Genomic DNA, 25,355 nt, shown 5'->3' with positions numbered 1-25,355 from the left:
GAAGAAGGTTCTGGCATGAACTTGCCGCTCGACGATCGCGAGGGTTTTGCCGCGTTCCTGCTGCGCCTGCGCGGCCAAGGCGCGGTGCCGAAGGCGCTGATCGCAGCCTTCGAGGCGACGCCGCGGCGCGGCTTCCTCAACGGCCAGTTCCATTCCATCGCCTGGTCGGACGGCATGCTGCCGATCGAATGCGGCGAGGCGATCGAGGGCGCCGATCTGCAGGCGGCGGTGATTGCGGCCCTGGCAATAGAGCCCGGCAACCGGGTGCTCGAGATCGGCACCGGCTCGGGCTACACGGCAGCGGTGATGTCGCGGCTCGCGGCTCGCATCGTCAGCGTCGACCGCTACAAGACGCTGGCCGAGCAGGCCAGGCAACGCTTCGAGGCGCTCGGCATCGGCAATGTCATCGTGCGCCAGGCCGATGGTTCCAACGGCCTTGCCAACGAAGCGCCGTTCGACCGCATCGTAGCCTGGGCGGCTTTCGACAGCCTGCCGCGCTTCCTGCTCGACCAATTGTCGAGCGGCGGCATCGTCATTGCCCCGATCGGGCCGGAGGAGGGCGAGCAGGTGCTGGCCAAGCTGACCAAGGTCGGCAGCCGCTTCGAGCGCGAGGATATCGGCACCGTGCGCCTGCAGCCGATCCTGCGCAGCGTTGCGGCGGTTATTTAGGTGCACTGAAATCCAGGTGAGGCCGGCCTGCAAATGGCAGGTTCCTGCGCATCCGATGCTCACGTGTTTGAGTACGCTCCGCTCCGGCCTTCGCCGGCCGAAGCCGTCATAAATGCCTCCGCTCTATGAAGGCTACGGCCGGCGTAGGCCGGTTCTCAGAACCTGTCATTTTCGACTCGGGCCGATCTGAATCAACGCAGCTTCGGCGCATTCGAAAATGTTTTAAGAAAATTTGCGTCTGATTCTATGGGGTTAACCCGCCAGTAACATTAACGCGCTTTAATCATGACCAGTGTGTACCGGGTCTGTGCGGGTTAGTGCGATGCAATTCAGTGTTTTGAAGGCAAACGGGCGTACTCTGTCGCGGGGCTGCGCTGTCCTCATGCTTGCCGGAATGGCGGCGGGGTGTAGCTCCCAAGTCTCGCGGTTCAATGGTGTCGACGACGTCTTCACCTCCTCGACCAACAATCAGCGCGCCATCATCGACAAGCAGAGCACCGCTCAGCCCTATCCGGGCGACGTGGCGGCCGAGCCGATCGCTGCGGCACCTGTCGATGGCAGCCATAACCAGTCGGTCAGCCGCTCCAGCCTGGAGCCGGTCACCGTCCAGCAGCTGCCGCCGCCGAGCGCGCCCAAAGCTGCTCCGATGCGCACCGCTTCCGCGCCGGCGCTTGCACCGGCACCGCATGTCGACAGAACGACTACCGGCACCGTCCAGCCGGCGAGGCCGTTCAAGAATGCCGGTGACTCCGATCCGAAACCAGTTGCGGCTGGTACGCCGCATGCGACCGAGATCGTGGTCAGCGACGGCGAGACCATTTCCGGCATCGCTCATCGCTATCATGTGCCCGCCGACGTGATCATGAAGGTCAACGGCTTGAGCGCTACCAAGGGGCTGAAGACCGGTCAGAAACTGGTCATCCCGGCCTATGCCTATTCAAGCAAGGGGACAGAGCCGAAACTTGCCGACGGCAAGCCGGCAAACAGCCCCAAGGCGCCGGCGCCGGAGAAGGTCGCCGTACTGCCGCAGCAGCCGAAACTCAAGGACGGCAAGTCCGCCGCGCAGGTTGACGCTTCGGCAGCGAACAAGCCGAAGACCGACAAGCCGGCGCAGACGGCCTCGGCCGCGCCAAAGGCCGGCGCGGGCACCTACACGGTCCAGTCGGGCGACACCATGTCCTCCATCGCCAGGAAGACCGGCGTTGGCGTCGTGGCGCTGAAGCAGGCGAACGGCATGCAGGACGGCCTGCTCAAGATCGGCCAGACGCTGAAGGTTCCGGCAGGTGGCACCGCAACGGTCGCCAGCGCCAAGCCGGCCAAAGTTGATCCGGTGACGACCGCGACCACCCAACCGGCGGCAAAGCCGACGGAGACACTCGCCACCTACACGCCGCCGAAGAAGGACGCCAAGGTTATCCAGCAGGCCGAGGACGACGATGCTGTTGCGCCCGATGCCACCGGCATCGGCAAGATGCGTTGGCCGGTGCGTGGCCGCGTCATCTCCAATTTTGGTGGCGGCAAGGATGGCGTCGACATCGCCGTGCCTGAGGGGACGCCGGTCAAGGCGGCCGAGAACGGCGTGGTCATCTATGCCGGCGACGGCCTCAAGGAATTCGGCAATACGGTGCTGGTGCGCCACGAAAACGGGCTGGTCACCGTCTATGGCCACGCCAGTTCGATCGAGGTGCAGCGCGGCCAGAAGGTCAAGCGCGGCCAGGAGATCGCGCTGTCGGGCATGAGCGGGACCACCGACTCGCCGAAACTGCACTTCGAAGTGCGCAAGAACTCGGCCCCGGTCGACCCCTCTGGTTATCTCGAATAGAACAATAAACGTTTTGCAGGCCGTCTGACCTCCAGTCCGGCCCGCCGGCTCAGCCCGCTCCGCAAGGGGCGGGCTTTTTCAGTGACCTGACGCAAATCAATCAGTCGTTCAGCGGCTTGCCGAGCCGGCCGGCCAGATCCTGGGTGAACTGCCATGCGACGCGGCCCGAGCGGCTGCCGCGTGTCGTTGCCCATTCCAGGGCGTCGGCGCGCAGCTGCTCCGGGTCGATGGTAAGCCCGTGATGGCTGGCATAGCTGTTGACCATGTCGAGATATTCGTCCTGCGAGCACTTGTGGAAGCCGAGCCACAGGCCGAAACGATCGGACAGTGAAACCTTTTCCTCGACCGCCTCGGACGGGTTGATGGCGGTCGAGCGCTCATTGTCGATCATGTCGCGCGGCAACAGGTGCCGGCGGTTCGACGTGGCGTAGAAGATGACGTTGGCCGGGCGGCCCTCGACGCCGCCTTCAAGGGCTGCCTTAAGCGACTTGTAGGAGGTGTCGTCATGGTCGAAGGAGAGGTCGTCGCAAAACAGGATGAAGCGAAACGGCGCCGCCTTCAGCAGGCCCATCAGCCTGGGCAGCGTGTCGATATCCTCGCGATGGATCTCGATCAGCTTGAGCGGCGGGTCGGATTTTGCCCTGGCGTTGATCTGCGCATGCACGGCCTTGACCAGGGAGGATTTGCCCATGCCGCGCGCGCCCCACAACAACACATTGTTGGCGGCATGGCCGGCGGCGAAGCGTTCCGTGTTGTCGACCAGAATGTCGCGCACGCGGTCGACGCCGCGGATCAGGCCGATGTCGACGCGGTTGACCTTGCGCACCGGCTCGAGATAGCCGGGATCGGCCTGCCAAACAAAGCAATCGGCCACGGCAAGATCGGTCTGCGGCACTGGCGGCGGAGCGAGGCGGGTGACCGCCTCGATCAGGCGGTCGAGCTTTTGGTTCAGGGCCTCGATGGTGCTGTCGGTCATGTCTCGTCTTTTATGTTTCCGCACGAACGTGCGTAGGGGCCGAAATCGTCTTGATCCGGGCGAGATAGAAACTGGTTCCAAGCTTTTGTTTGGGCATGATCTTTTGCGAAAACCACGCCCGTATTCCGGGAGCATGCTCTAACACGGGTCAACCGGCCGGAAAAGCAGCTGAAAGCCCGGCCGCGCAGTTGCATTGGTAACTTTACCCACTATATTCCGGCCAAATTTGGCGAGGCCGCCCTACGGCCTTCTTCGTAACCAGGAGTTCTTGATGTTCGTCACACCGGCATACGCCCAAGCTACCGGAACTCCGCTTGGTCCGTTCGGGGATATCGGCATGATACTCCCGTTCGTTCTGATCTTCGTGATCATGTATTTCCTCATCATCCGGCCGCAGCGCGCCCAGTTGAAGAAGCGCCAGGAGATGATCTCGGCCGTGCGCCGTGGCGACACGGTCATCACCGGCGGCGGCTTCGTCGGCAAGGTGACCAAGGTGATCGACGACCACGAACTCGAGATCGACCTTGGCGGCGGCACCAAGGTGACGGCGCTGCGCTCGACGATCGCCGACGTGCGGGTCAAGGGCGAGCCGGTGGCCAACCAGAACGCCAAGAAGTAAGCCAGTTTCCCAAGCGGAGCGATCCGCGGGCAGAGCTCTGACAAAAGACGGCGTATGGTCCATTTTTCGCGCCTGAAAATGATCCTGATCTGGCTTGCTATCGCCACAATGCTCGTCGACGCGCCCAGTCTTCACGCTGCCGGCCCGGACGTGCTGCTTCGATTGGACGCGACCGATGTGATCGATCGCCGGTTGGAGGCGACGCGTGACGAAATCAGGACGCTGCTGCGCGATGCAAGGATCGGCTATACTGCTCTTGCTAAGTCGGGTCGGGCCGTTCAGGTGCACATCACCGACGCCGCTCAGGTCGGCGCGGCCAAGATGGCATTGAAGGCGGTGACTGATCCTGTCCTTGGCAGCGCTGGTCCGGTCCAGGAAATGATCCTGGATGATACCGGAGCAGCGTTGCTCAAGTTCACGGTAACAGACACAGGCATCAAGTATCGGATTTCGATCGCGCTTGCGCAGTCGATCGTGGTCATTAAGAATCGCCTGCGTGATCTTGGTGTTGCCGACACAGTAGTTCAGCCAGAGGGCGAAGACGGTATGCTGGTCCGGACCTCGGGCGTTGCGGATTTGCAAAGGCTGAGGAGAATTCTCACCCGAACCGGAATGCTGACCTTTCAGTGGGTTGATGAGTCGATGCCGGTCGCTGATGCGATCAATGGCCGGACGCCCGCTGGCTCGGTGGTGGTTTATTCGAAGGACGATCCACCGGTTCCCTATCTGGTTGAGAGCCGGACGATCGTATCCAGTGACGACATTGTCAATGCTCAGGCGACTCCCAACTCCGTCACAAATGAGCCGGCGGTTTCGTTCACCTTCGATTCCAGGGCAACGGCACGCGTTGCGCAGGCGACCTCGCAGAATGTCGGCAAGCTATTTGCGATGATCCTCGACAACCAAGTGCTTTCGGTGCCAGTCGTCCGCGAGCCAATTCTTAACGGCCGCGGCCAGATATCGGGCAACCTCACCAAGGAGAACGCCGATGATCTGGCCTTGCTTTTGCGTTCCGGACCGATGCCTGCACAATTGAAAATAGTCGAGTAGCGCATGATAGCGCCCGGCGGTGATCAGAATTAGAATGGGAACCGACAGAGGCGATTGACGCCGAAACCGCTGCCGGCGGCAGCGCCAAATTGACCTCAGCGCGCTCGACAATCGGCGAAGTGCGGGTTAAGGGCGAGCCGGTGGCAAATAAGAACGCCAAGAAATAACCGAATTGTCGGCGGAACGATCCGCCAGTACGCCCTGACGGACAACGCCATATGCTGTATTTTTCGCGCCTGAAGATGATCCTGATCTGGATCGCCGTGGCCGTCACATTCATCCTTGCCGCGCCAAATCTCTTCCCGGCCAGCACATTGGCGCAATTGCCCAACTGGGTGCCGAAGCGGCAGATGACGCTTGGTCTCGATCTGCAGGGCGGTTCGCACATCCTCTTGCAGATGGACCAGAATGATCTCGTCAAGGCGCAGCTGGAAACGACGCGCGACGAGATCCGCACGCTGCTGCGCGATGCCAAGGTGGGCTATACCGGCCTTGGCGGCACCGGCAGGACGGTACAAGTGCGCATCACCGATCCAACCCAGATCGATGCCGCCAAGGCGGCGCTTAAGCCGCTGACCGATCCGGTCGCCGCCGGCCTGTTCACCGGTGGCTCCATCCAGGAAATGTCCCTGGATGATTCCGAAGCCGGGCTGCTCAAATTCACCGTCACCGACGCCGGCATCAAATACCGCACCTCAGCCGCATTGGCGCAGTCGATCGAAGTCGTCGAGCGTCGCGTCAACGAACTCGGCACCACCGAGCCGATCGTGCAGCGGCAGGGCGACGACCGTGTGCTCGTCCAGGTGCCGGGCCTGCAGGATCCGCAAAGGCTGAAGGAGATCATCGGCCAGACCGCCAAGATGACCTTCCAGATGGTCGATACCTCGATGTCGGTGCAGGATGCGCTGAACGGCCGCCCGCCGGCAGGCTCCTCGGTGCTTTATTCGCAGGACGATCCGCCGGTTCCGTATCTGGTGGAAAATCGCGTCATCGTGTCCGGCGAGGATCTTGCCAAGGCCACCGCAACTTATGATTCCCGAAACAACGAGCCAGTGGTTTCGTTCGTCTTCAACTCGCGCGGTGCGACACGGTTCGGCCAGGCGACCCAGCAGAATGTCGGCAAGCCGTTCGCCATCATCCTCGACAATCAGGTGATTTCGGCGCCGGTGATCCGCGAACCGATCCTCGGCGGCAGCGGCCAGATTTCAGGCAATTTCACCGCCGAAAGCGCCAACGACCTCGCCGTGCTGCTGCGCGCCGGTGCGTTGCCGGCAAAGCTGACCGTGATCGAAGAACGCACGGTGGGCCCGGGCCTCGGCCAGGATTCGATCCATGCCGGCAAGGTCGCCGGCATCATCGGCTCCATTCTCGTCGTCGCATTCATGTTCGTCGCGTACGGACTTCTCGGCTTCCTCGCCAACATTGCGCTCGCCGTGCACGTGGCGATGATCGTCGGGGTTTTGTCGCTGCTTGGCGCGACGCTGACCTTGCCCGGCATTGCCGGTATCGTGCTGACCATCGGCATGGCGGTCGATTCCAACGTGCTGATCTATGAGCGCATCCGCGAGGAGCGACGGGCCGGCCGTTCGGTCATCCAGTCGATCGACACCGGCTTCACCAAGGCGTTGGCGACCATCGTGGATTCCAACGTGACGTCGCTGATTGCCACGGTCGTGCTGTTCTATCTCGGCACCGGACCGGTCAAGGGCTTCGCCATCACCTATGCCATCGGCATCTTGACCACGGTCTTCACCGCCTTCACCTTCACCCGTCTGCTGGTGTCGATCTGGCTGCGCCGCGCGCGTCCGAAGGAATTGCCGCGTGCGCCGGTGACCTTCGTTCCGGCCGGCACGAAAATCCCGTTCATGGGCATCCGCCGCTGGACCTTCGCACTGTCCAGCCTGCTGTCTGTCCTCTCGGTCGTGCTGTTCATGACCGTCGACATCAATTACGGCATCGACTTCAAGGGCGGCTCGATCATCGAGGTGCAGTCCAAGCAAGGCGACGCCGATATTGGCGATATCAGAAGCCGGCTGTCGGAGCTAAACATCGGTGAAGTGCAGGTCCAGCAATTCGGCGCGCCGAACGACGTGCTGATCCGCGTCGGCACCCAGGATGGCGGCGAGAACGCCGAGCAGACCGTCATCGACAAGGTGCGCGGCGAGCTCCAGGACAATTACGATTTCCGCCGCGTCGAGGTGGTGGGTCCCACCGTTTCGGGCGAGTTGGCCAAGCAAGGCACGATCGCCATGATCATCGCGCTGATCGGCATCCTGGTCTATGTCTGGTTCCGCTTCGAATGGCAGTTCGCGGTCGGCGCGATCGTGGCGACGGTGCACGATGTGGTGATGACGCTGGGCTTCTTCGTCATCACCGGGCTCGAATTCAACCAGTCTTCGCTGGCGGCGATCCTGACCATTATCGGCTATTCACTCAACGACACGATCGTCGTCTATGACCGTGTTCGAGAAGATTTGCGAAAATACAAACGAATGCCGCTCCCGCAATTGTTGAACAACGCCATCAACGAGACTCTGTCGAGAACGACGCTGACTTCGGTGACGACCATCCTGGCGCTGCTGGCCCTGGTGTTGTTCGGCGGCGAGGTGATCCGCTCGTTCACCATGGCGATGCTGTTCGGCGTCGTCTTCGGTACCTATTCGTCGATCTTCATCGCAGCGCCCTTGCTGATCCTGTTCAGGCTCAGGCCGCAGGGAGCGAGCGCCGATGAGGAGAAGCCGGTTGGTGGCGGCAAGGCCATGGCGACCTGACGGCTGCGCTGGTGGCAAAAGGTATCGTCATCCGCGAGGCGCATTTCCCCGGACGGGCGCCGATCGAAGCCTACGGCAATGGCGGCTTTCGCTTCGCCGACATGTCGCATCGCGGCTCGCTTCTTTGCCTGCCCTCCGGCATCCATGGCTGGGAGCCGGCCGATCCGCTGGCCCTGACGGCGGCGGATTTCGACCTGCTGCTGGCCGAGGCCGGCAAGGTCGAGATCCTGCTGGTCGGCACAGGCAAGGATTTGCGGCCCTTGCCGGCAGCACTTCGGGCGGCGCTGAAGGCGGCTGGCATTGGCTCCGACCCGATGTCGACGGGGGCAGCGGTGCGGACCTACAATGTGCTGCTTGCCGAAGACCGCGCCGTGGCCGCGGCGCTGATCGCCGTCGACTGACGTGACCGATACAGCTGACATCGTCATGGAGACGGTGCGCGCCGGCGACCATGACCGCTATGTCAGCGCACTCTATGCACCGGCCAACAAGCGCGCGGCGCTGTTTTCGCTTTACGCCTTCAATGCCGAGATTGCGTCTGTCCGAGACCGCATCCACGAGGCATTGCCGGGCGAAGTGAGGCTGCAATGGTGGCGCGATGTCATCGCTGCTGAAGCCGCAGCCACAGGCAACCCGCTCGCCGATGCGCTGAAGGCGACGATTTCTGCCCATGGCCTGCCCAAAACTGCCTTCGACAACATGCTCGAGGCCCGCATCTTCGACCTCTATGACGATCCGATGCCGTCGCGCACCGATCTCGAGGGATATTGCGGCGAGACGGCGGCCGCGCTGATCCAGCTGGCGGCGATGGTGCTCGATCCCAATCAGGCGCCGCCCTTTGCCGAACTGGCGGGCAGGGCCGGCTGCGCCCAGGCGATGACCGGCCTGTTGCTGCTGTTGCCGCTGCATCGCCGGCGCGGGCAATGCTTCGTGCCGGCGGATATCCTTGCCGCGGTAGGCTCATCGCCGGAAGAGTTCGTCGGCGGCGACGACGGCCCCGGCGCTCAGCGCGCGGTGGCTGCGATGATTGCATTGGCGCAGGAGCATCTCCGCGCTTTCGAGCAAGGGGCGTCCGCACTTCCGGAAACGCTGCGTCCGGCGTTCCTGCCGCTGGCGCTGACCAGCGCCTATCTCGGCAAGATGGCCAATGGCCGCTCGCCGCTTGGTGGCGCAGCCCGGCTTTCGGCTCTGCGCCGGCATTGGCTGTTGCTCAGGCGCGCAACGCGGGGTTGGCCAGCGAGTTGACGTAAACGTCAATCGCGTTAGGACTCTGAGACTTGGCTATTCAGCAGCTTCCGATGTTTGCGCCGGCAGCCCTAGCCACTCCCGACAATCTGCCCGCGCGCGTGAGGTGATCGCGTGGCGCTTGGCCACCGTCTTGTCCTTGCCGCGCAGGCGTTTGCCTTCGGTCTTCGGTGCTTCCACCGGCGGGAACAGGCCGAAATTGACGTTCATCGGCTGGAACGAGCGTTTGCCCGGCTCGTCGTCGGAAACGATGTGGCCGCCGGTGATGTGGTTGAGCAAGGCGCCGAAGGCGGTGGTGAGCGGTGGCAGCGATGGCGCGTGGCCGAGCCGCTCGGCGGCGGCGAAGCGGCCGGCGAGCAGGCCGATCGCCGCGCTCTCGACATAGCCCTCGCAGCCGGTGATCTGGCCGGCAAAGCGCAGGCCCGGCCGCGACTTCAGCTGCAGCGAGGCGTCGAGCAAGGTCGGCGAATTGATGTAGGTGTTGCGGTGCAGGCCGCCGAGACGGGCGAACTCGGCGTTTTCCAGGCCCGGAATGGTGCGGAAGACGCGCACCTGCTCGGCATGCTTCAGCTTGGTCTGGAAACCGACCATGTTGTAGAGCGTTCCCAGCGCATTGTCCTGGCGCAGCTGCACCACGGCATAGGCTTTTACCGTCGGATTGTGGGCATTGGTCAGCCCCATCGGCTTCATCGGCCCGTAGCGCAGCGTCTCGACGCCGCGCTCGGCCATGATTTCGATCGGCAGGCAGCCGTCGAAATAGGGCGTGCCTTCCCACTGCTTGAATTCGGTCTTCTGGCCGTCGACCAGCGCCTGTACGAAGGCGAGATACTGGTCCTTGTCCATCGGGCAATTGATGTAGTCCTTGCCGGTGCCGCCGGGCCCAACCTTGTCGTAGCGCGACTGGAACCAGCAAATGTCCATGTCGATCGTGTCGAAATGGATGATCGGGGCGATGGCGTCGAAGAAGGCCAGCGCGTCGGCGCCGGTTGCCTCGGCGATCGACTGGGCGAGCGACGGCGCGGTCAACGGGCCGGTGGCGATGATCGCCTGGTCCCATTCCGCCGGCGGCAAGCCCGGCACTTCCTCCCGCTCGATGGTGATCAGCGGGTGCGTTTCGAGCCTTTTCGTCACCGCGTCGGAGAAGCCGTCGCGATCGACGGCCAGCGCGCCGCCGGCCGGCACCTGGTTGGCGTCGCCGGCGCTCATGATCAGCGAGCCGGCCAGTCGCATTTCGGTATGCAGCAGGCCGACGGCATTGTTCTCGGCATCGTCGGAGCGGAAGGAATTGGAACAGACGAGTTCGGCCAGCCCATCGGTCTTGTGCGCATCGGTGCCGCGCACTGGGCGCATCTCATGCAAAATGACGGGAACGCCGGCTTGTGCTGCCTGCCATGCGGCTTCGGAGCCGGCGAGGCCGCCGCCGACGATGTGGATAGGATTTTTGCTCATGAGCGCCGGAATAATCGCTTGGCGCGCCGTTTGCAATTGGCCGGTGCGAGCGTGGGTCATTGTCGTGCAACGACGGAGCTCGACTTTCTTATGTCCGCGGCGACGCTCTGATGGCGGCGTAAAGCGCCTCGATCGACTGCATGCGCAATTGAAAAGCCTGCCCAAAAACAACAACACCCGCCGCGGGAGGAGGTGCGGCGGGTGTCGTTTTTGGGTCCGATCCTCGGGAGGAGGTGGGGATCGGCCGTATTCGTCATCGCCGGGGAGGAGGTCGGCTTTGACGAAATTCTTTTCGCCGGATCGAGGGAGGCGAAATCCCTGGAAGACGACCTGCGTTCACTTTGGAGACGAACTGCGTTCGCTTTGGAAACAGCGCCCGCCGCGGGAGGAGGTGCGGCGGGCGCCGTTTTGGTGGTCAACCCTCGGGAGGAGGTGAAGGCTGACCGTATCCGTCAGGGTCGGGGAGGAGGTCGACCCTGGCGAAATTCTGGTTAGATCGTCGCCCTGCGGGCGATGATCTTGATCTCGTCGCGGACGATGCCGAGATCATGGAGCTGACGGTTCGAAAGGCGACCCAGCTCGGTAACGGTGTCGCGGTAAACGCGCCAGTTACGATAGTTGCGGATCAGGTTCATTGTCGTTCTCTTTTTCAAAACTGGTTCGGATCATTTGCGATCCGAAGAGGATTAGACCGCCTTGCGGGCGACGTAGTGGATGTCGCTGCGGCTGATGCCGAGGTCGGTCAGTTCACGGTTCGACAGGCGGCTCAGCTCGGAGACGGTGTCCCGGTAGCGGCGCCAGTTGCGGTAGTTGCGGATCAGGTTCATGGTAGTGCTCGTTTCGTCTTTCTTCGGATCATTCCGTTTGTGTACGAACAGTAAATAGGCTGGGTAATATCGATTTAAAAGTGCTGTTGGCGCATGGCAGCAATGCAAATTGTGCAATGCACCATCAACGCGCGTTCACGGCTTCGTCATGAAGAAACCCGAATCGGAAAATGACGTTGCGTCAACGATTTGGGCGGATCGGCTGTCAGAAAGACCAAGCTGGGGGAGAAGCGGCATGGCGAGTTATTCGTCACGGGCGAGGGCCGATATCGGGCGGTGGCTGCAGGCCGGCCTGATCGACGCCAAGACGGCCGATGCGCTTAAGTGCGACATCGACGCAAACGAGCGCAAATCGCTGAGCTTCGGCACTATATTGGCCATGATGGCAGCGCTGCTGTTCGGCGCCGCGATCCTGCTCTTCGTCGCCGCCAACTGGGACGCGATCCCGCGGCTGGTGCGGGTCGCGGCGCTGTTTGCCGTCATTCTCGCCGGCTATGTCGGCGGCGCGGTGTTGAAGATGCGCGACCATGCGGCGATCGGCGAGGCGCTGTGGATCGTGGCCGCCGCGGCCTTCGGCGGATCGATCGCGCTGATCGGCCAGATGTACCATCTCACGGGTGACGAAGCCTCGGCCATCGTCACTTGGGGCATCGGCACGGCATCAGCCGCGGTGGCGTTGCGCTCGAACCCGCTGACGGTCGCTGCCGTCGGCATATCCGTTGCCTGGCTGTTCGTGCGCGCGTTCGACTTTTATGACCGCCCCGTATTTCCGGATTTCTTCGTTATCATGGCGCCGGTGCTTTTTGTCGTCTCGTTGTGGACGCGCAGCCAGCCGGCACGCCACCTGATCATTCTCTCGGTCATTTTCTATATCGCGGTGCGCGGCCTGCACCAGAACACGCTCGCCCTGGCTATTCCTCTCGTCGTGGTGTCGGCGCTGCTGTTTGCGGTTTCGATCTTCGCCGCTGGGCCGGCCGACCGGATCTTGCAGCTCGGCGGGCGGTTGCCTTTGCACGCCTTGATCGGCTTTCTCACCGGGCTGGCGATGATGCAGATCGAACTGGGCGATGACAACGCCTTCAGCAACGGCTTTGCCATTGCGTCGGTCATCGCACTGGCCGGCATTGCCGCGGCGATCATGCTGGGCGGGCGCGAGAGCAGGGGGCTGCGCTGGGTTGCCTATGCCGGCTTTGCCTTCGAGCTCGCCATTATCTATGTCGTGACCTTGCAGACGATGCTCGGCACGGCCGGCTTCTTCCTGGCTGCCGCAGTGCTGTTCGGCATCCTGGCTCTCGTCATCATCCGTGTGGAAAAACGCATGAAGGCCCCGGAAGGAGCGGCAGCATGATGTCGGGAAAGAAACTTGTCATCTCGGCGCTGGTCCTGGCGCTCGTCCAGATCGGCTTCCTGAGCTGGATCATCGCCGGCCGCGCGGCGATCCTGCGCAACGGCAAGGAGGTCTTGCTGAAAGTCGAGCCGGTCGATCCGCGCGATCTGCTGCGCGGCGACTATATTATCCTCGGCTATGAAATATCGCGCTTGCCGGTGAAGCTGATCGCCAACATCCCGGCCGGCCAGCTCGTGAGCGAGAACACGCCGATCGTGGTCCGGCTGAAGCCGGGTGCCGACGGCTATTGGCATGCGACCACGGCCTGGTTCGGCAAGGCTCCGACGCCGGCGACCGCCGACGAAGCCGATATTGTCGGCCAGGTCGCGCCGGGCTGGACGCTTGATCCTGAATCCACGATCGCACCGCAATACGGCATCGACCGCTTCTACCTACCTGAGGGCCAGGGCATGGCGATCCAGAACGACATGCGGGTGCGGCCATTCGGCGTGCGCATCGCGCTCGCCGCCAGTGGCCAGGCACAGATCAAGGCGCTGATGGACGGCGACAAGACATTGTTTGAGGAACCGCTCTACTAGAAGACATTACCCAGGGCATGGATTTCGGCAACGATCGATCGCTTCGCCCTCATGCAAACCAGACGGGCGAAGACAATGCCGATTACGGTGACGACGCGCGAAGATATCAATCTCGATGCCGTTTTGCGCGTCGCCTGGAGAAACGACACGGTCGAAATCGGCGACAAGGCCTTGCAACGCATTGCCGAATGCCGCGCCTCGTTCCTGAAACTCATTGAGTCCGATCCGCCGCCGGTCATCTACGGCGTCACCACCGCGATGGGCGAGCTGGCAAGCCGCAAGCTCGAACTTGACGAGCGCGACCGCCATGCGCGCATCAAGGCTTTTGCTGCCGCCACATCGTTCGGTGAGCCATTGCCTGAGCGCGTCGTAAGGGCGATCGTGTTGGCGCGGCTGACCAACTTTATCGATGGCAATGCCGCGACCACGCCGCGCATCGCACGGGCGGTCGCGGCGATGCTCGACGGCGGCCCGATGCCGGTGGTGCCGTCGCAAGGGCAGGGTGGCGCCGGCGAGATCCTGGCGCTCTATCCGCTGTTTGCTGCGCTTACCGCCAGCCTTGAGCTTGAGGTGAAGGAGCGCGGTTCGCTGATCAACGGCTCGCCCTGCGCGGCGGCACTGGTGGCGGACGCAGCACTTGCCGCGCGTCGTCGCCTCGCCATGGCGCACAAGGTGTTCGCGCTGTCGATCGAAGCGTTTCGTGCGCCGCTCGAGCATTATGATGCAGCGCTCGACGGGCTCTGGGGCGACGAACACGAAGCGGCCGCCTTGCAAGGGTTGCGGCAGTTTCTGGTCGGCGCAGGGGATGGACGGCGCAATTATCAGGCGCCGGTCAGCTACCGCATCGTGCCGCGTGTGCTCGGCCATGCGCATCGGGCGCTGGCCGGCGCCGAGCAGGCGGCGACCGTATCGCTGGCCTCGATCTCGGACAATCCAGTCTATATCCCGCCCGACGCGGCGCACCCGCTGGGGCGCTGCATCTCGACCGGCGGCTATCACAATGCCATGGCGACGCCGGCGCTCGACGATCTGGCGGCGATCTGGGCCGATCTCTGCCTGCTCTGCGACCGCCACGCCTCAAAGCTGCTGAACGGCAAGGTGTCGCTGCTGCCCGACCTGTTGATGACCGGGCGGCATTGGGCCGACAGCGACGGGCACGGCAATGTCGGCTATGTGCCGATGGCGATCACCGGCTATCTCGAACAGGCCAAACTCGCGGCGCAGCGCACCTTCATTCCGGGCACCGAATCGGCCGGCGCCGGCCAGGACGACGTCGCCACCACCGCATTCTTCGCCTGGACCAAGGAAGCGACGGCCGGCCGCTGCCTCGATGCGGCAATGGCGATGCTGGCGATGATCGCCTCGCAGGCCCTGTACGTGACTGAACGCGCCGCGCCGCCGGCATTGCAGGATTTTGTCGCGGATATCAGGAAGATCGTGCCGCCGGTCGACGCCGACCGGGTGCTGGGGCCGGAGCTGGCGAAATTGGCGGAGTGGTTTACCGGTCAAGTGTTTGAAGTGTAGGCCGTCGCCGCCAGTCCTCCTACGCCACGGCTTCGGAGGACACCCTTCGCTTTATCAAGCTCCTGGGTGGCCTGCCACCCGAAGCTCGATAGAGCGAAGGGTGGTGCGGATGAAGGGACTCGAACCCCCACGCCTTTCGGCACTGGAACCTAAATCCAGGGCGTCTACCAGTTCCGCCACATCCGCATTTGTCGGCAATCCCATGTAGCCATCATTCTGTCAATGTCGGGGCGAAAATGTCTGCCGTTGGGGCGGTCATTCGCTGCAACGCGAAGATGGTTGAAAATTGGCCTCGCCTGTGACAAAAGGCGTGTCAAATGTGACGGGACGCGCCGATCCGCTTCTGCAGAATGTGATAAGAAGTAGGAAAAACAAGAACTTATTCACATCTTGGAACGCAGTTTGGAACAATTTGAGCCGTAATTTCGGTCAAATCGCCAGGTTCCGTACCAAAAGCCATTCCCGGCAAGATTGTACCGGCAGGCTGTGAACGGCAAGACGCCGTGGCAGCCTCTTTGGTGAAGATAAAGGTTTTACGATGCAGGTCACCGAAACGCTCAACTCCGGTCTCAAGCGCGAGATCAAGATCACCGTGCCGGCCGGTGATATGGAAGCCAAGCTGATGGCGCGGCTGTCCGACGCCAGGAACAAGGTCCGCATCAACGGCTTCCGTCCCGGCAAGGTGCCTGTGCAGCATTTGCGCAAGGTCTACGGCAAGTCGTTCATGGCCGAAGTGGTCAATGAGATCCTCAACGATTCGACCCGTTCGATCATCACGGGGCGCGGCGAAAAGGCCGCCATGCAACCTGAAGTGATCATGACGGAAGATGAGAAAGAGGCCGAGAAGATCCTGGCCGGCGGCGCCGACTTCGAATTCCGCCTCAACTACGAGGTCATCCCGGCGATCGAGATCAAGGATTTCTCCGACATCAAGGTGACGCGCCAGGTATTCGAAGTGCCGGACAGCGAGATCGACGAGCAGGTCCAGCGCGTTGCCGAATCGGCGCGCAGCTTCGAGCCGAAGACCGGCAAGGCCGCCGAAGGCGACCGCGTTTTGATCGACTATCTCGGGAAGATCGACGGCGAGGCCTTTTCCGGCGGCGCCGGCACCGACCAGCCGCTGGTTCTGGGTTCCAAGGAATTCATCCCGGGCTTCGAGGACCAGCTGATCGGCGCCAAGGCCGGCGACGAGAAGCAGGTCACGGTCACTTTCCCGGAAAACTACCAGGCAGCGCATCTGGCCGGCAAGGAAGCCACCTTCGACGTCACCGTCAAGGAAGTGTCCAAGCCCGGCGCGCTGGAAATCAACGACGAGATGGCCAAGAACCTCGGCCTGGAATCGCTGGAGCGCCTGCGCGACGTGGTGCGCGGCCAGATCGAGAACCAGTTCGGTTCGATGACCCGCCAGAAGGTCAAGCGCCAGCTGCTCGACCAGCTTGACGCGGCCTATTCGTTCGAGGCGCCGTCGAAGCTCGTCGATGCCGAGTTCAACAACATCTGGACCCAGGTCAACCGCGATCTCGAAGCCGCCGGCCGTACCTTCGCCGACGAGGAGACGACGGAAGAAGAGGCACGCGCCGAATATCTGCGGCTTGCCGAGCGCCGCGTGCGTCTCGGCCTGGTTTTGGCCGAGATCGGCGAGAAGGCCGGCGTCACCGTTTCCGACGAGGAACTGCAGCGCGGCCTGTTCGAGCAGGTGCGCCGCTACCCGGCCAACCAGCAGCAGGAAGCCTTCGAGTTCTATCGCAGCAATCCGGAAGCCCTGAACACGCTGCGCGCGCCGATGTTCGAGGAGAAGGTCGTCGACCATCTGCTCAGCCAGATCTCGGTCACCGACGTCAAGGTCAGCAAGGAAGAGCTGATGGCTGACGACGAAGAGGATACAGCCAAGGCCAAGCCGGCGAAGAAGGCCGCTGCCAAGAAGGCCGACAAGGCTGAAAAGGCCGACGACGCGGAAGAGCCGAAGAAGAAGGCAGCCCCGAAGAAGAAGGCCGCCAAGGACGCCGAATAAGCGCCTGACGACAAGATCAGAAAAGGCCGCCCTCGAGGCGGCCTTTTTCGTTGTGGCGGTCTCTTGAGCCACTGCAGACGACCTGAACCTTTGTACGGTCGACCTGTTCTACCTGCCGGCGATATTCTGTGGTACACAGGTGGCGCAATTCCACTGGGGAGAAGCGGAGAATCTATTCTGCCGTGCAGGGCGCATGCTGGTGCTACCGGCATGTGCAGACCGTCTCAGGCAAATTTGACGATCAGGGAGGAATGCCATGCGCTTGGTTGCGTTTTTCGCCGTCGTTTCCGTTGCAACTTTCATCGCCAATCCATCGCGGGCACAGGACGCCGCGGCGGGCGAGAAGGTCTTCACCAAATGCAAGGTCTGCCACGTCGCAGACCAAGATACCAACAAGATAGGCCCTTCGTTGCATGGCGTTATCGGCCGGACGGCCGGCACGCATCCGGATTTCAAATATTCCGAAGCCATGATCGCGGCCGGCACATCCGGCGTCAAATGGGATGAACCGACACTGACGACGTATCTTCACGACCCCAAGGCAATGGTCAAAGGGACGAAGATGGCGTTTCCCGGTCTCAAGAAGGACGAGGACGTCGCCAACGTCATCGCCTATCTGAAGCAATTTTCCCCGTAACCTGGCTCGTCGGCCGGCCAGAGCGTTTCACCGTCTCACGGAAACGGCGATCCGCTCGATCTCTTTGTTCTTACGCAATTCCGGACGGAAAACCGCATACGCTCTTTCTGGAATTGCTCTAGGCTGCCCGGTTTCCATCGATGGTCGTCTCAAATGTCGGTCAAGGAAAGCCTTAAGGATACCGGCGTCCGCCTCTCGGAAGCGACGGCCAGTGATTTCTTTGCGCTCTTGAAGCCTCGGGTCATGGCCCTTGCCGTCTTTACCGCCTTCGTCGGTCTGATGGTGGCGCCCGGCGCGATGAACCCGGTCATCGCCGTGATCGCCATAGGTGCGATTGCGGTTGGAGCGGGAGCGGCCGGCGCGCTCAACATGTGGTACGACGCCGACATCGACGCGCTGATGTCGCGCACGTCAAAGCGGCCGGTTCCGTCGGGCCGCGTCACGGCCGGCGAAGCGCTCGGCTTCGGCCTGGTGCTTTCCGCACTTTCGGTCATGACGCTCGGCGTGCTGGTGGGCTGGCTTGCCGCGTCACTGCTGGCCTTCACCATCTTTTTCTACGTCGTCATCTATACGATGTGGCTGAAGCGCTCGACACCGCAGAACATCGTCATCGGCGGCGCGGCGGGTGCCCTTCCTCCGATGATCGGCTGGGCGGCGGCCACCGGCGCCATCGGCATTGAAAGCCTCATCCTGTTCCTGATCATTTTCCTGTGGACGCCGCCGCATTTCTGGGCGCTCGCACTGTTCAAGGCCGGCGACTATGCCGCTGCCGGCATCCCGATGATGCCGAACGTGGCCGGCCAGGCCTCGACCAGAAGGCAGATCTTCGCCTATTCACTGCTCCTGGCACCGATCGGAGTGCTGCCCTGGGCGTTCGGATTTACGAGCGGGGTCTATGGGATTGTTTCGGCTGCATTGGGCGCGGGTTTCATCTGGCATGCCTGGAACGCCCTGGTCATCCTCGACAAGGAGATGAAGCCGGCCAAGGCGCTGTTTGCCTATTCGATCTTCTATCTTTTCGCGATCTTTGCCGTGCTGCTTGCCGACACCATAGCGATACGCGCGTTCATGTCAGCCGGAGGGTGACGGCATGACGCTGTGTTCGGAAACCTCGCCTTCCGGGAGCCTTTTGTAAGAACGGGCGACAAGCTCCAGTCAATGGAGTATATTGATTGCGGTGCAGGTCGCGGTTCGCGTGGCCAGTCATGCAGAACGGCAGCACCGTGAAACCGCGACCTTGCCGGACCTGGTCTGGAGGAACGGGCATGACAAGTTTTCACGTGATTGCAGGCGCCAGCGAAACGCTGGAACACACCAAAATCCGAAAAATCAGTGTTTCCGATCTTTTCGATGCGCTCAAGCGCGGTGTTGACGATTTTATGGTCAAACCGTCGCACATCGTCTTTCTCTGCCTGATCTATCCGCTTGTCGGCGTGGTGCTCGCTGCCTGGACTTCGGGCGCCAATGCGTTGCCGATGTTGTTTCCGCTGGTGTCCGGCTTTGCGCTTATCGGTCCATTCGCGGCGATCGGCCTTTACGAGATCAGCCGCAGACGAGAAGCCGGGCTCGACACCTCCTGGACGCACGCGTTCGAGGTCAGGAATTCTCCGGCCCTGCCAGCCATCGCCGCAGTCGGGATCATGCTGGTTGCAATCTTCATCGCCTGGCTTTTGGCGGCGCAGGTGTTCTACGAATATCTCTTCGGCCCGGCTCCGCCTGCATCGATTTCGGGCTTCATCAATGAAATATTTGCCACCGGACGCGGCTGGTCTCTGATTGTCCTGGGGCACGCCATCGGCTTCGTCTTCGCCGTGGTGGTGTTGTGCACGACGGTCGTCGCCTTCCCATTGTTGCTCGACCGCGACGTCGGCGCCTACGAAGCCATCCACACCTCGGTGCGAGTTGTGCTGGCGAACCCGATCCCCATGGCTGTCTGGGGACTGATTGTCGCCGTCGCCTTGATCATCGGCTCGCTGCCGGTGTTTGCCGGGCTGGCGGTCGTGCTGCCGATCCTGGGCCACGCCACCTGGCATGTCTACCGCAAGGTTGTGGAGCCGCCATCGTCCGCGAGGACGGTCGGCCTCTGACCCCGCAGATCAACTGATGGGAAGCTTCATCTCCGGTCTTTGACCGGAGATGAAGCTGTGCGTCAGGGCCCCGGTCCGAAGAAGGACAACCGGGTGAGAAGCGTGTAGTCCGCTTCGAAGAGCATCATCGCCACGAACACCAGTATCAGAAGCGGCGGCAGGATGATCGCATAGGTAAGCGCCAGCCGCTCCCAGGCCATGTGCATGAACACGGCGACGATCAGCCCGGCCTTGAGGATCATGAAGATCAGGATCAGAGACCATCTGAGATAGCCGTGGATGCCGAGATAATCGACCATGTAGGAGCAGGCGCTGAGGATGAACAGCCACGCCCAGACCACCAGATAGAGCTTGATCGGATGTTCCTGATGAACCTCCGCGACGCCGGTCGGTGGCCCTTCATGCGCATGATCAGAGTGCAGCGCGTGTTGCCCGAGGCCGTTTGCGGTTGCTTCAGCCATGTCAGCCTCTCACCAAAGATAGAAGAATGCGAAAATGAACACCCAGACCAGGTCGACGAAATGCCAGTAGAGCCCCATGATTTCGACGTTCTCGTAGCGACCCCTGCGGCTGGTGAAGAAGCCGGGACGTCCGACGTCATAGTCTCCACGCCAGACCTTTCGCGCCACGATGACGAGGAAGATCACCCCGATCGTCACATGCGTGCCGTGGAAGCCGGTGATCATGAAGAAAGTCGAACCGAATTGTGCCGCGCCCCAGGGATTGCCCCACGGCCGTACGCCTTCGGTAATCAGCTTGGTCCATTCGAAGGCTTGCATGCCGACGAAGGTGGCTCCTAGCGCTGCCGTCAGAAGCATGAGGATTGCGGTTTTGCGGCGGTCGCGGCGATAGCCAAAATTGACCGCCATGGCCATCGTTCCGCTGCTCGATATCAGCACGAAGGTCATGATGGCAATCAGGATCAGTGGAATGTCCGAACCGCCGATGCGAAGCGCAAAGACCTCGCTCGGATTGGGCCACGGCACACGTGTGGAGACGCGCGCGGTCATGTAGGAGAGCAGGAAGCAGCCGAAGATGAAGGTGTCGCTGAGCAGGAATATCCACATCATGGCCTTGCCCCAGGACACGTTCTTGAACGCGCGCTGATCCGAGGACCAATCGGCGGCGATGCCTTGCCAGCCTGCGGGCCGCGTCTCCGTTTGGCCGGTATGCGTCAGTGTCGTTTCTGCCATGCTCCTCGACCTCCTAGGTCAGCAACTGCCGGCAAATATCGATGAACGTCGCGGCCCAGCCGGCCAAAAGGGCGAAGATGGCGAGCCAGACGAAAAGCAGGAAATGCCAGTACATGGCGCATAATTCGACGCTGAGGCGAAGCCGTTCCGGGCGTGCGCCGTTCCAGGCGCCGGCGGTTGTCCTGCTCAGGCCCACCAGCCCTCCCACTATGTGCAGGCCGTGCATCCCTGTTATCAGATAGAAAAAACTGTTGGCCGGATTGGAGGCTAGAAAATAGCCATCGGCGGTCAGGTCCCGCCATGCCATGAGCTGCCCGATGAGGAAGGCGATCGCGGTGAGCCCAGCCGCAGCAAGGCCGAGCCTGACCGTGTCCATCTGGCGCTTGCGCGCCGCGATCGAGGCGCATTGCAGCGCAACGCTGCTCAGCACCAGCATGCCGGTGTTGAGCCAGAGCAGGCGTGGGATGGGCAGCGGCTGCCAGTCCGACAGCGCCATACGCATGAAGTAGGCGCTGGTGAACAGCGCAAACAGGCAGCCGACCACGGCGAGGAAGACACCGAGGCCAATCTTGGCGGTCGGCAGGCTCGATCGGTCGAAGGCGACAAAATCTCCTGCCACACCTTGCTCGAGCCATGGTTTCGCCATCAGCCGCTGATGCGAGAGCCACCAGCCGGCAAAGCCGGCGATCACGAGAAGGAAGACCAGGATGACGCTCATGCCGGCTCCCTGGAGGGACCGAACGTGCCCGGCATGTTTTGCGGAATGAAGTCCTCCTTGGCGCCCGGCACGCTGTAGTCATAGGCCCAGCGATAGACGATCGGCAGATCCTTGCCGAAATTGCCATGCGCCGGTGGCGTCTGCGGCGTTTGCCATTCGAGTGTCGTGGCTCGCCATGGATTGCCACCGGCCTCGCGCCCATGGCGGATGCTCCAGATAAGATTGAACAGGAAAACGATCTGGGCGAAGCCGACGATAAACGCCATGATGCTGATGAACGAGTTCAGGTGATGCGCCGACTCCGTCATGACCGTCACGTCGGTCAGTTCGGCATAGCGCCGCGGCACGCCCATCAGGCCGATGTAATGCATGGGAAAGAAGATCAGGTAGGCGCCGAGAAATGTGACCCAGAAATGGAACCGGCCGAGCGTCTCGTTCAGCATCCGGCCGGTGACCTTCGGGTACCAGTGGTAGATCGCGCCGAAGATGACGACGATCGGAGCAACACCCATGACCATATGGAAGTGGGCGACGACGAACATCGTGTCCGACAGCGGGACGTCGACGACGACGTTGCCGAGAAACAGCCCGGTCAACCCGCCATTGACGAAGGTGACAATGAAAGCCATGGCAAACAGCATCGGGATGGTGAGATGGATGTCGCCCCGCCACAGCGTCAGCACCCAATTGTAGACCTTGATCGCCGTCGGGATGGCGATGATCAGTGTCGTGGTGGCGAAGAAGAAGCCGAAATAGGGGTGCATGCCGCTGACATACATGTGGTGCGCCCAGACCACGAAGCTCAGCGCGCCGATGCCAACGATGGCCCAGACCATCATTCGGTAGCCAAAAATGTTCTTGCGCGCATGCGTGCTGATCAGATCGGAGACGATGCCGAAGGCCGGCAGCGCCACGATGTAGACTTCCGGGTGGCCGAAGAACCAGAACAGATGCTGGAACAGGATCGGGCTGCCGCCATTGTGCTGTAGCTGTTCCCCCATCTCGACGACTGCGGGCATGAAGAAGGAGGTTCCAAGCGCGCGGTCGAGCAGCATCATCACGCAGGCGACGAACAGCGCCGGAAAGGCGAGCAGCGCCATGACGGTGGCGGTGAAGATGCCCCAGACGGTCAGCGGCAGGCGCATCATCGTCATGCCGCGCGTGCGGGCCTGCAGCACCGTCACGACATAGTTCAGACCGCCCATGGTGAAGCCGATGATGAACAGGATCAGCGAGACGAGCATCAGGACGATGCCCCATTCCTGGCCGCCAGGTGTGCCGGTCATGATGGCTTGCGGCGGATAGAGCGTCCAGCCGGCGCCGGTCGGTCCGCCGGGCGCAAAGAAGCTCGACACCAGAACCAGCACGGCAAGGAGGTAGATCCAGTAGCTCAGCATGTTGACATAGGGAAAGACCATGTCGCGGGCGCCGACCATCAGCGGGATCAGGTAGTTGCCGAAGCCGCCGAGGAAGAGTGCCGTGAGCAGGTAGATCACCATGATCATGCCGTGCATGGTGATGAACTGGTAGTAGGCCTCGGGGGTGATGAAATCGAACGTGCCGGGGAAGCCGAGCTGCAGCCGCATCAGCCAGGACAGCACCAGCGCGACCAGGCCGATGGCCGTTGCGGTCGCCGAATACTGGATGGCGATGACCTTGGCGTCCTGCGAGAAGACATACTTCGTCCACCAGCTGTGCGGATGGTAAAGCTCCATTTCCGCGACTTCGGCGGGCGGGACGGCATCTGCAGGCGTGATATCGACCATAGGCGGAGCACCTCCGTGCCCTTCAGCGGGACCCGACAGTTTCGAGTTTTGCCGCAACTTCTAGAGCTGACGCCGTCGCGTTGCCCGGCGCCTGTTCCACCGAGCCCGTCTGCTGCGGCGCCGACAACTGCGCGAACGTCTGCTGCTGGTCGAGCCAGGCCACATAGTCCTGCTCGGTATCGACCATGACGATGCCATGCATCATCGGGTGCCCCTGGCCGCACAGTTCGGCGCACAGAACCTGGAAGGTCCCGGTCTTGGTGGGGGTGAACCAGAAATAGGTGACCGAGCCCGGTATCATGTCCATCTTGGCGCGGAATTCCGGAACGTAGAAATCGTGCAACACATCGATCGAGCGCAGCAGCATCTTGACCGGCTTGCCGACCGGCAGATGCAGGTCGGCCGCTTCGACCACGACGTCGTCCTGGCCGCTGGGATCCTTGGCGATCACGCCCAGCGGATTTTCAGCGGTGACGTCGCGGGTGTCGGATGTGCCGAGTTTGCCGTCCTTGCCGGGCAAGCGGAAGCTCCACTGCCATTGCTGGCCGACGACTTCGACCACGGTTGCGTCGCTTGGAACGTTGACGAACCGGCTCCAGACAAACAGGCCGGGAACCAGCATGGCGGTAACACCCACTCCGGTGACGATCGTCAGCCACCATTCGAGCCGCTTGTTCTCCGGTTCGTAGGCCGCCTGGTTGCCTTCGCGGTGACGGAAGCGGAAAACGCAATAGGCCATGAATAGGACGACTGCGGCGAAGACGACGCCGGTAATCCAAAAGGTGATGATGATGGTGTTGTCGATATAGTCCCAATTCGAGGCAATCGGAGTCCACCACCATGGGCTCAGGAAGTGGAACAACACCGAGCCCACGACGATCAAAACGAGTACAACCACTATGGGCATGTCCCGTTCCTCCCGGTATTTCAGGGGGCGCGAAGCCGTCCCGGGAAAATACCAAGTGCATCATGCGTGATTTGCGATCGAAATTCTAGAGCCGGTTGTGGAAGGAGCGAAAAATTGCTTCTGCGGCGCCCGGACCTTGCTTCGTTGGTGACGCCGGAGCGACACCTGACCCCCCAAATCAGGGAGGGCAGGGGCTGGTTTGATTCGGCTTGCCTTGTTCCAGCGGGATCAAAGCGCCTTGATGATGATGCAGCCGGCCAAAAGCAGCACGACGCCGGCGAGCCGCATGCCGGAGACAAGCCGCTGCGGCAGGCGGAACCAGCCGAAGGTGTCGACGAAGATGCCGGCGACCTGCTGGCCGGCCACCGTCAGGCTGACGGCAGCTGCCGCTCCGATGACGGGGATGGCGGTGAACACGGTCGTGACATAGGTGGCGCCGGCAAAACCTCCGAGCCAGCCCCACCAGGGCATCGACGACAGGCCGGCGAGGCGAGGGCGGGGCGTCTTCGTCAGGGCAAGCGCGATCAGAAGCACCGCGGCCATGGCCAGCATCGCCACCAGGAACGAGATGGTGCCGACCGCAAACGGCGCGCCGCCAAGGTCGTGCCGAAGCAAGGCGTTTACAGCGCCTTGCACCGGAAGCACGGCGCCTGCCAGCAGCGCCAGGCCGATCCACCCTGGTCTTGAGGATGCGGTATTGTCGGCCGCGCCCTTCTGTCCCAGAACGATGAGGGCAGCCCCGGCAAGCAAGACGAGCATGCCGAAGGCAGGCCCGGCTCGCAGTCCGGCTTCGGGGATCCCGAGCCAGCCGAACGTGTCGAGGGCGAAGGATGCAAGCATCTGCCCAGCGATGAAGAGCCCGACGCACACGACGGCGCCAAGGCGAGGGAACAGAAGAATGGTCGAAACGACGTAGAAGGCCGAAGCCATGCCGCCGATCGCATGCCACCATTCGGCTTGCCGAACGGCAAGCAGAGCCGGTGTCGTTCCGGTGAGGGCCGTGATCGACAACAGCACGATGGCGCCGACCGCGAGCTGAAGCGTGGTCGCGGCAAAGGGTGAGCCGACCGCCTTTGAAAGTTGGGCGTTGGCGCCAGCCTGCACTGCGAGCAGGCCACCGGCGGCAAGCGCCAGAGGGATGAAGAGGATTTCCACGAT

Annotated in this window: 24 protein-coding genes and 1 tRNA gene; 14 read left to right on the top strand and 11 right to left on the bottom strand. The window is 62.2% G+C overall.

All coding sequences use genetic code 11. The annotated features are described in order from the left end of the window. Positions 1-15 precede the first annotated feature (15 nt). Both NKI46_RS09785 and NKI46_RS09780 read left to right on the top strand, forming a co-directional pair. A complete protein-coding gene (locus tag NKI46_RS09785; RefSeq protein WP_023667683.1) occupies positions 16-669 on the top strand; it encodes a protein-L-isoaspartate(D-aspartate) O-methyltransferase in 654 nt (217 codons plus the stop codon). Positions 670-991: 322 nt separating this feature from the next. Beyond that, positions 992-2,491: a peptidoglycan DD-metalloendopeptidase family protein gene (locus NKI46_RS09780; protein ID WP_023691110.1), complete on the top strand. Its 1,500-nt coding sequence runs from the start codon at positions 992-994 to the stop codon at positions 2,489-2,491. Positions 2,492-2,591: 100 nt separating this feature from the next. Here the strand turns inward: NKI46_RS09780 and NKI46_RS09775 are convergent, their stop codons facing one another. Next, complete coding sequence (locus NKI46_RS09775) at positions 2,592-3,467, bottom strand: ATP-binding protein (RefSeq protein WP_023691111.1); 876 nt, start codon at positions 3,465-3,467, stop codon at positions 2,592-2,594. 271 nt (positions 3,468-3,738) lie between these two features. On the opposite strand from NKI46_RS09775, the gene yajC reads away from it, so the two are divergent. The 5 genes from yajC (at position 3,739) to NKI46_RS09750 (ending at position 9,152) form a co-directional block, all read left to right on the top strand. Next, entirely contained in the window at positions 3,739-4,086 is a 348-nt protein-coding gene (yajC, locus tag NKI46_RS09770; protein WP_023741503.1) for a preprotein translocase subunit YajC, read from the top strand. A 54-nt stretch (positions 4,087-4,140) separates the two neighbouring features. Next, positions 4,141-5,136, top strand: coding sequence for a SecDF P1 head subdomain-containing protein (locus NKI46_RS09765; protein WP_352514099.1), 996 nt, complete (start codon positions 4,141-4,143; stop codon positions 5,134-5,136). 218 nt (positions 5,137-5,354) lie between these two features. Then, positions 5,355-7,907: a protein translocase subunit SecDF gene (gene secDF, locus NKI46_RS09760; RefSeq protein WP_023705998.1), complete on the top strand. Its 2,553-nt coding sequence runs from the start codon at positions 5,355-5,357 to the stop codon at positions 7,905-7,907. Between the two features lie 11 nt (positions 7,908-7,918). Continuing rightward, entirely contained in the window at positions 7,919-8,308 is a 390-nt protein-coding gene (locus NKI46_RS09755; RefSeq protein ID WP_023705997.1) for an Mth938-like domain-containing protein, read from the top strand. Between the two features lie 25 nt (positions 8,309-8,333). Continuing rightward, a complete protein-coding gene (locus NKI46_RS09750) occupies positions 8,334-9,152 on the top strand; it encodes a phytoene/squalene synthase family protein (RefSeq protein ID WP_023733694.1) in 819 nt (272 codons plus the stop codon). Between the two features lie 36 nt (positions 9,153-9,188). Here NKI46_RS09750 and trmFO read toward each other — a convergent pair whose 3' ends face one another. The 3 genes from trmFO to NKI46_RS09735 form a co-directional block, all read right to left on the bottom strand. Then, positions 9,189-10,601, bottom strand: coding sequence for a methylenetetrahydrofolate--tRNA-(uracil(54)-C(5))-methyltransferase (FADH(2)-oxidizing) TrmFO (gene trmFO, locus NKI46_RS09745; protein ID WP_352745969.1), 1,413 nt, complete (start codon positions 10,599-10,601; stop codon positions 9,189-9,191). A gap of 491 nt (positions 10,602-11,092) precedes the next feature. After that, complete coding sequence (locus NKI46_RS09740) at positions 11,093-11,236, bottom strand: DUF1127 domain-containing protein (RefSeq protein WP_023667673.1); 144 nt, start codon at positions 11,234-11,236, stop codon at positions 11,093-11,095. A gap of 51 nt (positions 11,237-11,287) precedes the next feature. After that, the gene (locus NKI46_RS09735) at positions 11,288-11,428 is read right to left on the bottom strand and encodes a DUF1127 domain-containing protein (protein ID WP_006335194.1); all 141 of its coding nucleotides are present in this window, start codon (positions 11,426-11,428) and stop codon (positions 11,288-11,290) included. Positions 11,429-11,663: 235 nt separating this feature from the next. Here NKI46_RS09735 and NKI46_RS09730 point away from each other — a divergent pair, with 235 nt between their 5' ends. From NKI46_RS09730 to NKI46_RS09720, 3 genes are all read left to right on the top strand, one after another. Further along, positions 11,664-12,776 (top strand): DUF2157 domain-containing protein, encoded by a 1,113-nt coding sequence (locus NKI46_RS09730; RefSeq protein WP_352745967.1) that lies wholly within the window; start codon positions 11,664-11,666, stop codon positions 12,774-12,776. Further along, positions 12,773-13,354, top strand: a complete 582-nt coding sequence (locus NKI46_RS09725; RefSeq protein WP_023697610.1) for a GDYXXLXY domain-containing protein — start codon at positions 12,773-12,775, stop codon at positions 13,352-13,354. Before NKI46_RS09730 ends, NKI46_RS09725 begins: the two co-directional genes overlap by 4 nt. Positions 13,355-13,429: 75 nt before the next feature. Continuing rightward, positions 13,430-14,878: an aromatic amino acid lyase gene (locus tag NKI46_RS09720; protein WP_352459106.1), complete on the top strand. Its 1,449-nt coding sequence runs from the start codon at positions 13,430-13,432 to the stop codon at positions 14,876-14,878. A 101-nt stretch (positions 14,879-14,979) separates the two neighbouring features. Here the strand turns inward: NKI46_RS09720 and NKI46_RS09715 are convergent. Continuing rightward, positions 14,980-15,064: transfer RNA gene (locus tag NKI46_RS09715), tRNA-Leu, on the bottom strand. Positions 15,065-15,416: 352 nt separating this feature from the next. On the opposite strand from NKI46_RS09715, the gene tig reads away from it, so the two are divergent. The 4 genes from tig to NKI46_RS09695 all read left to right on the top strand — a co-directional run bounded on the left by tig (position 15,417) and on the right by NKI46_RS09695 (position 19,613). Continuing rightward, a complete protein-coding gene (gene tig, locus NKI46_RS09710; protein WP_352444120.1) occupies positions 15,417-16,889 on the top strand; it encodes a trigger factor in 1,473 nt (490 codons plus the stop codon). 256 nt (positions 16,890-17,145) lie between these two features. After that, the gene (locus NKI46_RS09705) at positions 17,146-17,526 is read left to right on the top strand and encodes a c-type cytochrome (protein ID WP_023667668.1); all 381 of its coding nucleotides are present in this window, start codon (positions 17,146-17,148) and stop codon (positions 17,524-17,526) included. 153 nt (positions 17,527-17,679) lie between these two features. Further along, the gene (locus NKI46_RS09700; protein ID WP_023688232.1) at positions 17,680-18,612 is read left to right on the top strand and encodes a heme o synthase; all 933 of its coding nucleotides are present in this window, start codon (positions 17,680-17,682) and stop codon (positions 18,610-18,612) included. Between the two features lie 179 nt (positions 18,613-18,791). Further along, positions 18,792-19,613, top strand: coding sequence for a DUF2189 domain-containing protein (locus NKI46_RS09695; protein WP_023741491.1), 822 nt, complete (start codon positions 18,792-18,794; stop codon positions 19,611-19,613). Between the two features lie 62 nt (positions 19,614-19,675). Here the strand turns inward: NKI46_RS09695 and NKI46_RS09690 are convergent, their stop codons facing one another. The 6 genes from NKI46_RS09690 to NKI46_RS09665 all read right to left on the bottom strand — a co-directional run bounded on the left by NKI46_RS09690 (position 19,676) and on the right by NKI46_RS09665 (position 25,352). Next, the gene (locus NKI46_RS09690; RefSeq protein ID WP_023733688.1) at positions 19,676-20,074 is read right to left on the bottom strand and encodes a cytochrome C oxidase subunit IV family protein; all 399 of its coding nucleotides are present in this window, start codon (positions 20,072-20,074) and stop codon (positions 19,676-19,678) included. 9 nt (positions 20,075-20,083) lie between these two features. Continuing rightward, a complete protein-coding gene (locus tag NKI46_RS09685) occupies positions 20,084-20,806 on the bottom strand; it encodes a heme-copper oxidase subunit III family protein (protein WP_023710677.1) in 723 nt (240 codons plus the stop codon). A 13-nt stretch (positions 20,807-20,819) separates the two neighbouring features. Next, on the bottom strand, positions 20,820-21,524 hold the full coding sequence (locus tag NKI46_RS09680) for a cytochrome c oxidase subunit 3 (RefSeq protein WP_023739003.1): 705 nt from the start codon (positions 21,522-21,524) through the stop codon (positions 20,820-20,822). Next, entirely contained in the window at positions 21,521-23,290 is a 1,770-nt protein-coding gene (gene ctaD / locus NKI46_RS09675; protein ID WP_352745961.1) for a cytochrome c oxidase subunit I, read from the bottom strand. Before ctaD ends, NKI46_RS09680 begins: the two co-directional genes overlap by 4 nt. Positions 23,291-23,312: 22 nt before the next feature. Further along, positions 23,313-24,197: a cytochrome c oxidase subunit II gene (locus NKI46_RS09670; protein WP_023667661.1), complete on the bottom strand. Its 885-nt coding sequence runs from the start codon at positions 24,195-24,197 to the stop codon at positions 23,313-23,315. 228 nt (positions 24,198-24,425) lie between these two features. Then, positions 24,426-25,352, bottom strand: a complete 927-nt coding sequence (locus NKI46_RS09665; protein WP_352745959.1) for a DMT family transporter — start codon at positions 25,350-25,352, stop codon at positions 24,426-24,428. Positions 25,353-25,355: the final 3 nt, after the last annotated feature.

It is taken from the genome of Mesorhizobium sp. M0615 (assembly GCF_040320805.1).
GTDB lineage: Bacteria > Pseudomonadota > Alphaproteobacteria > Rhizobiales > Rhizobiaceae > Mesorhizobium.
The sequence above is the reverse complement of the archived record's forward strand: the minus strand, read 5'-3'. Positions and strand labels throughout refer to the sequence as shown.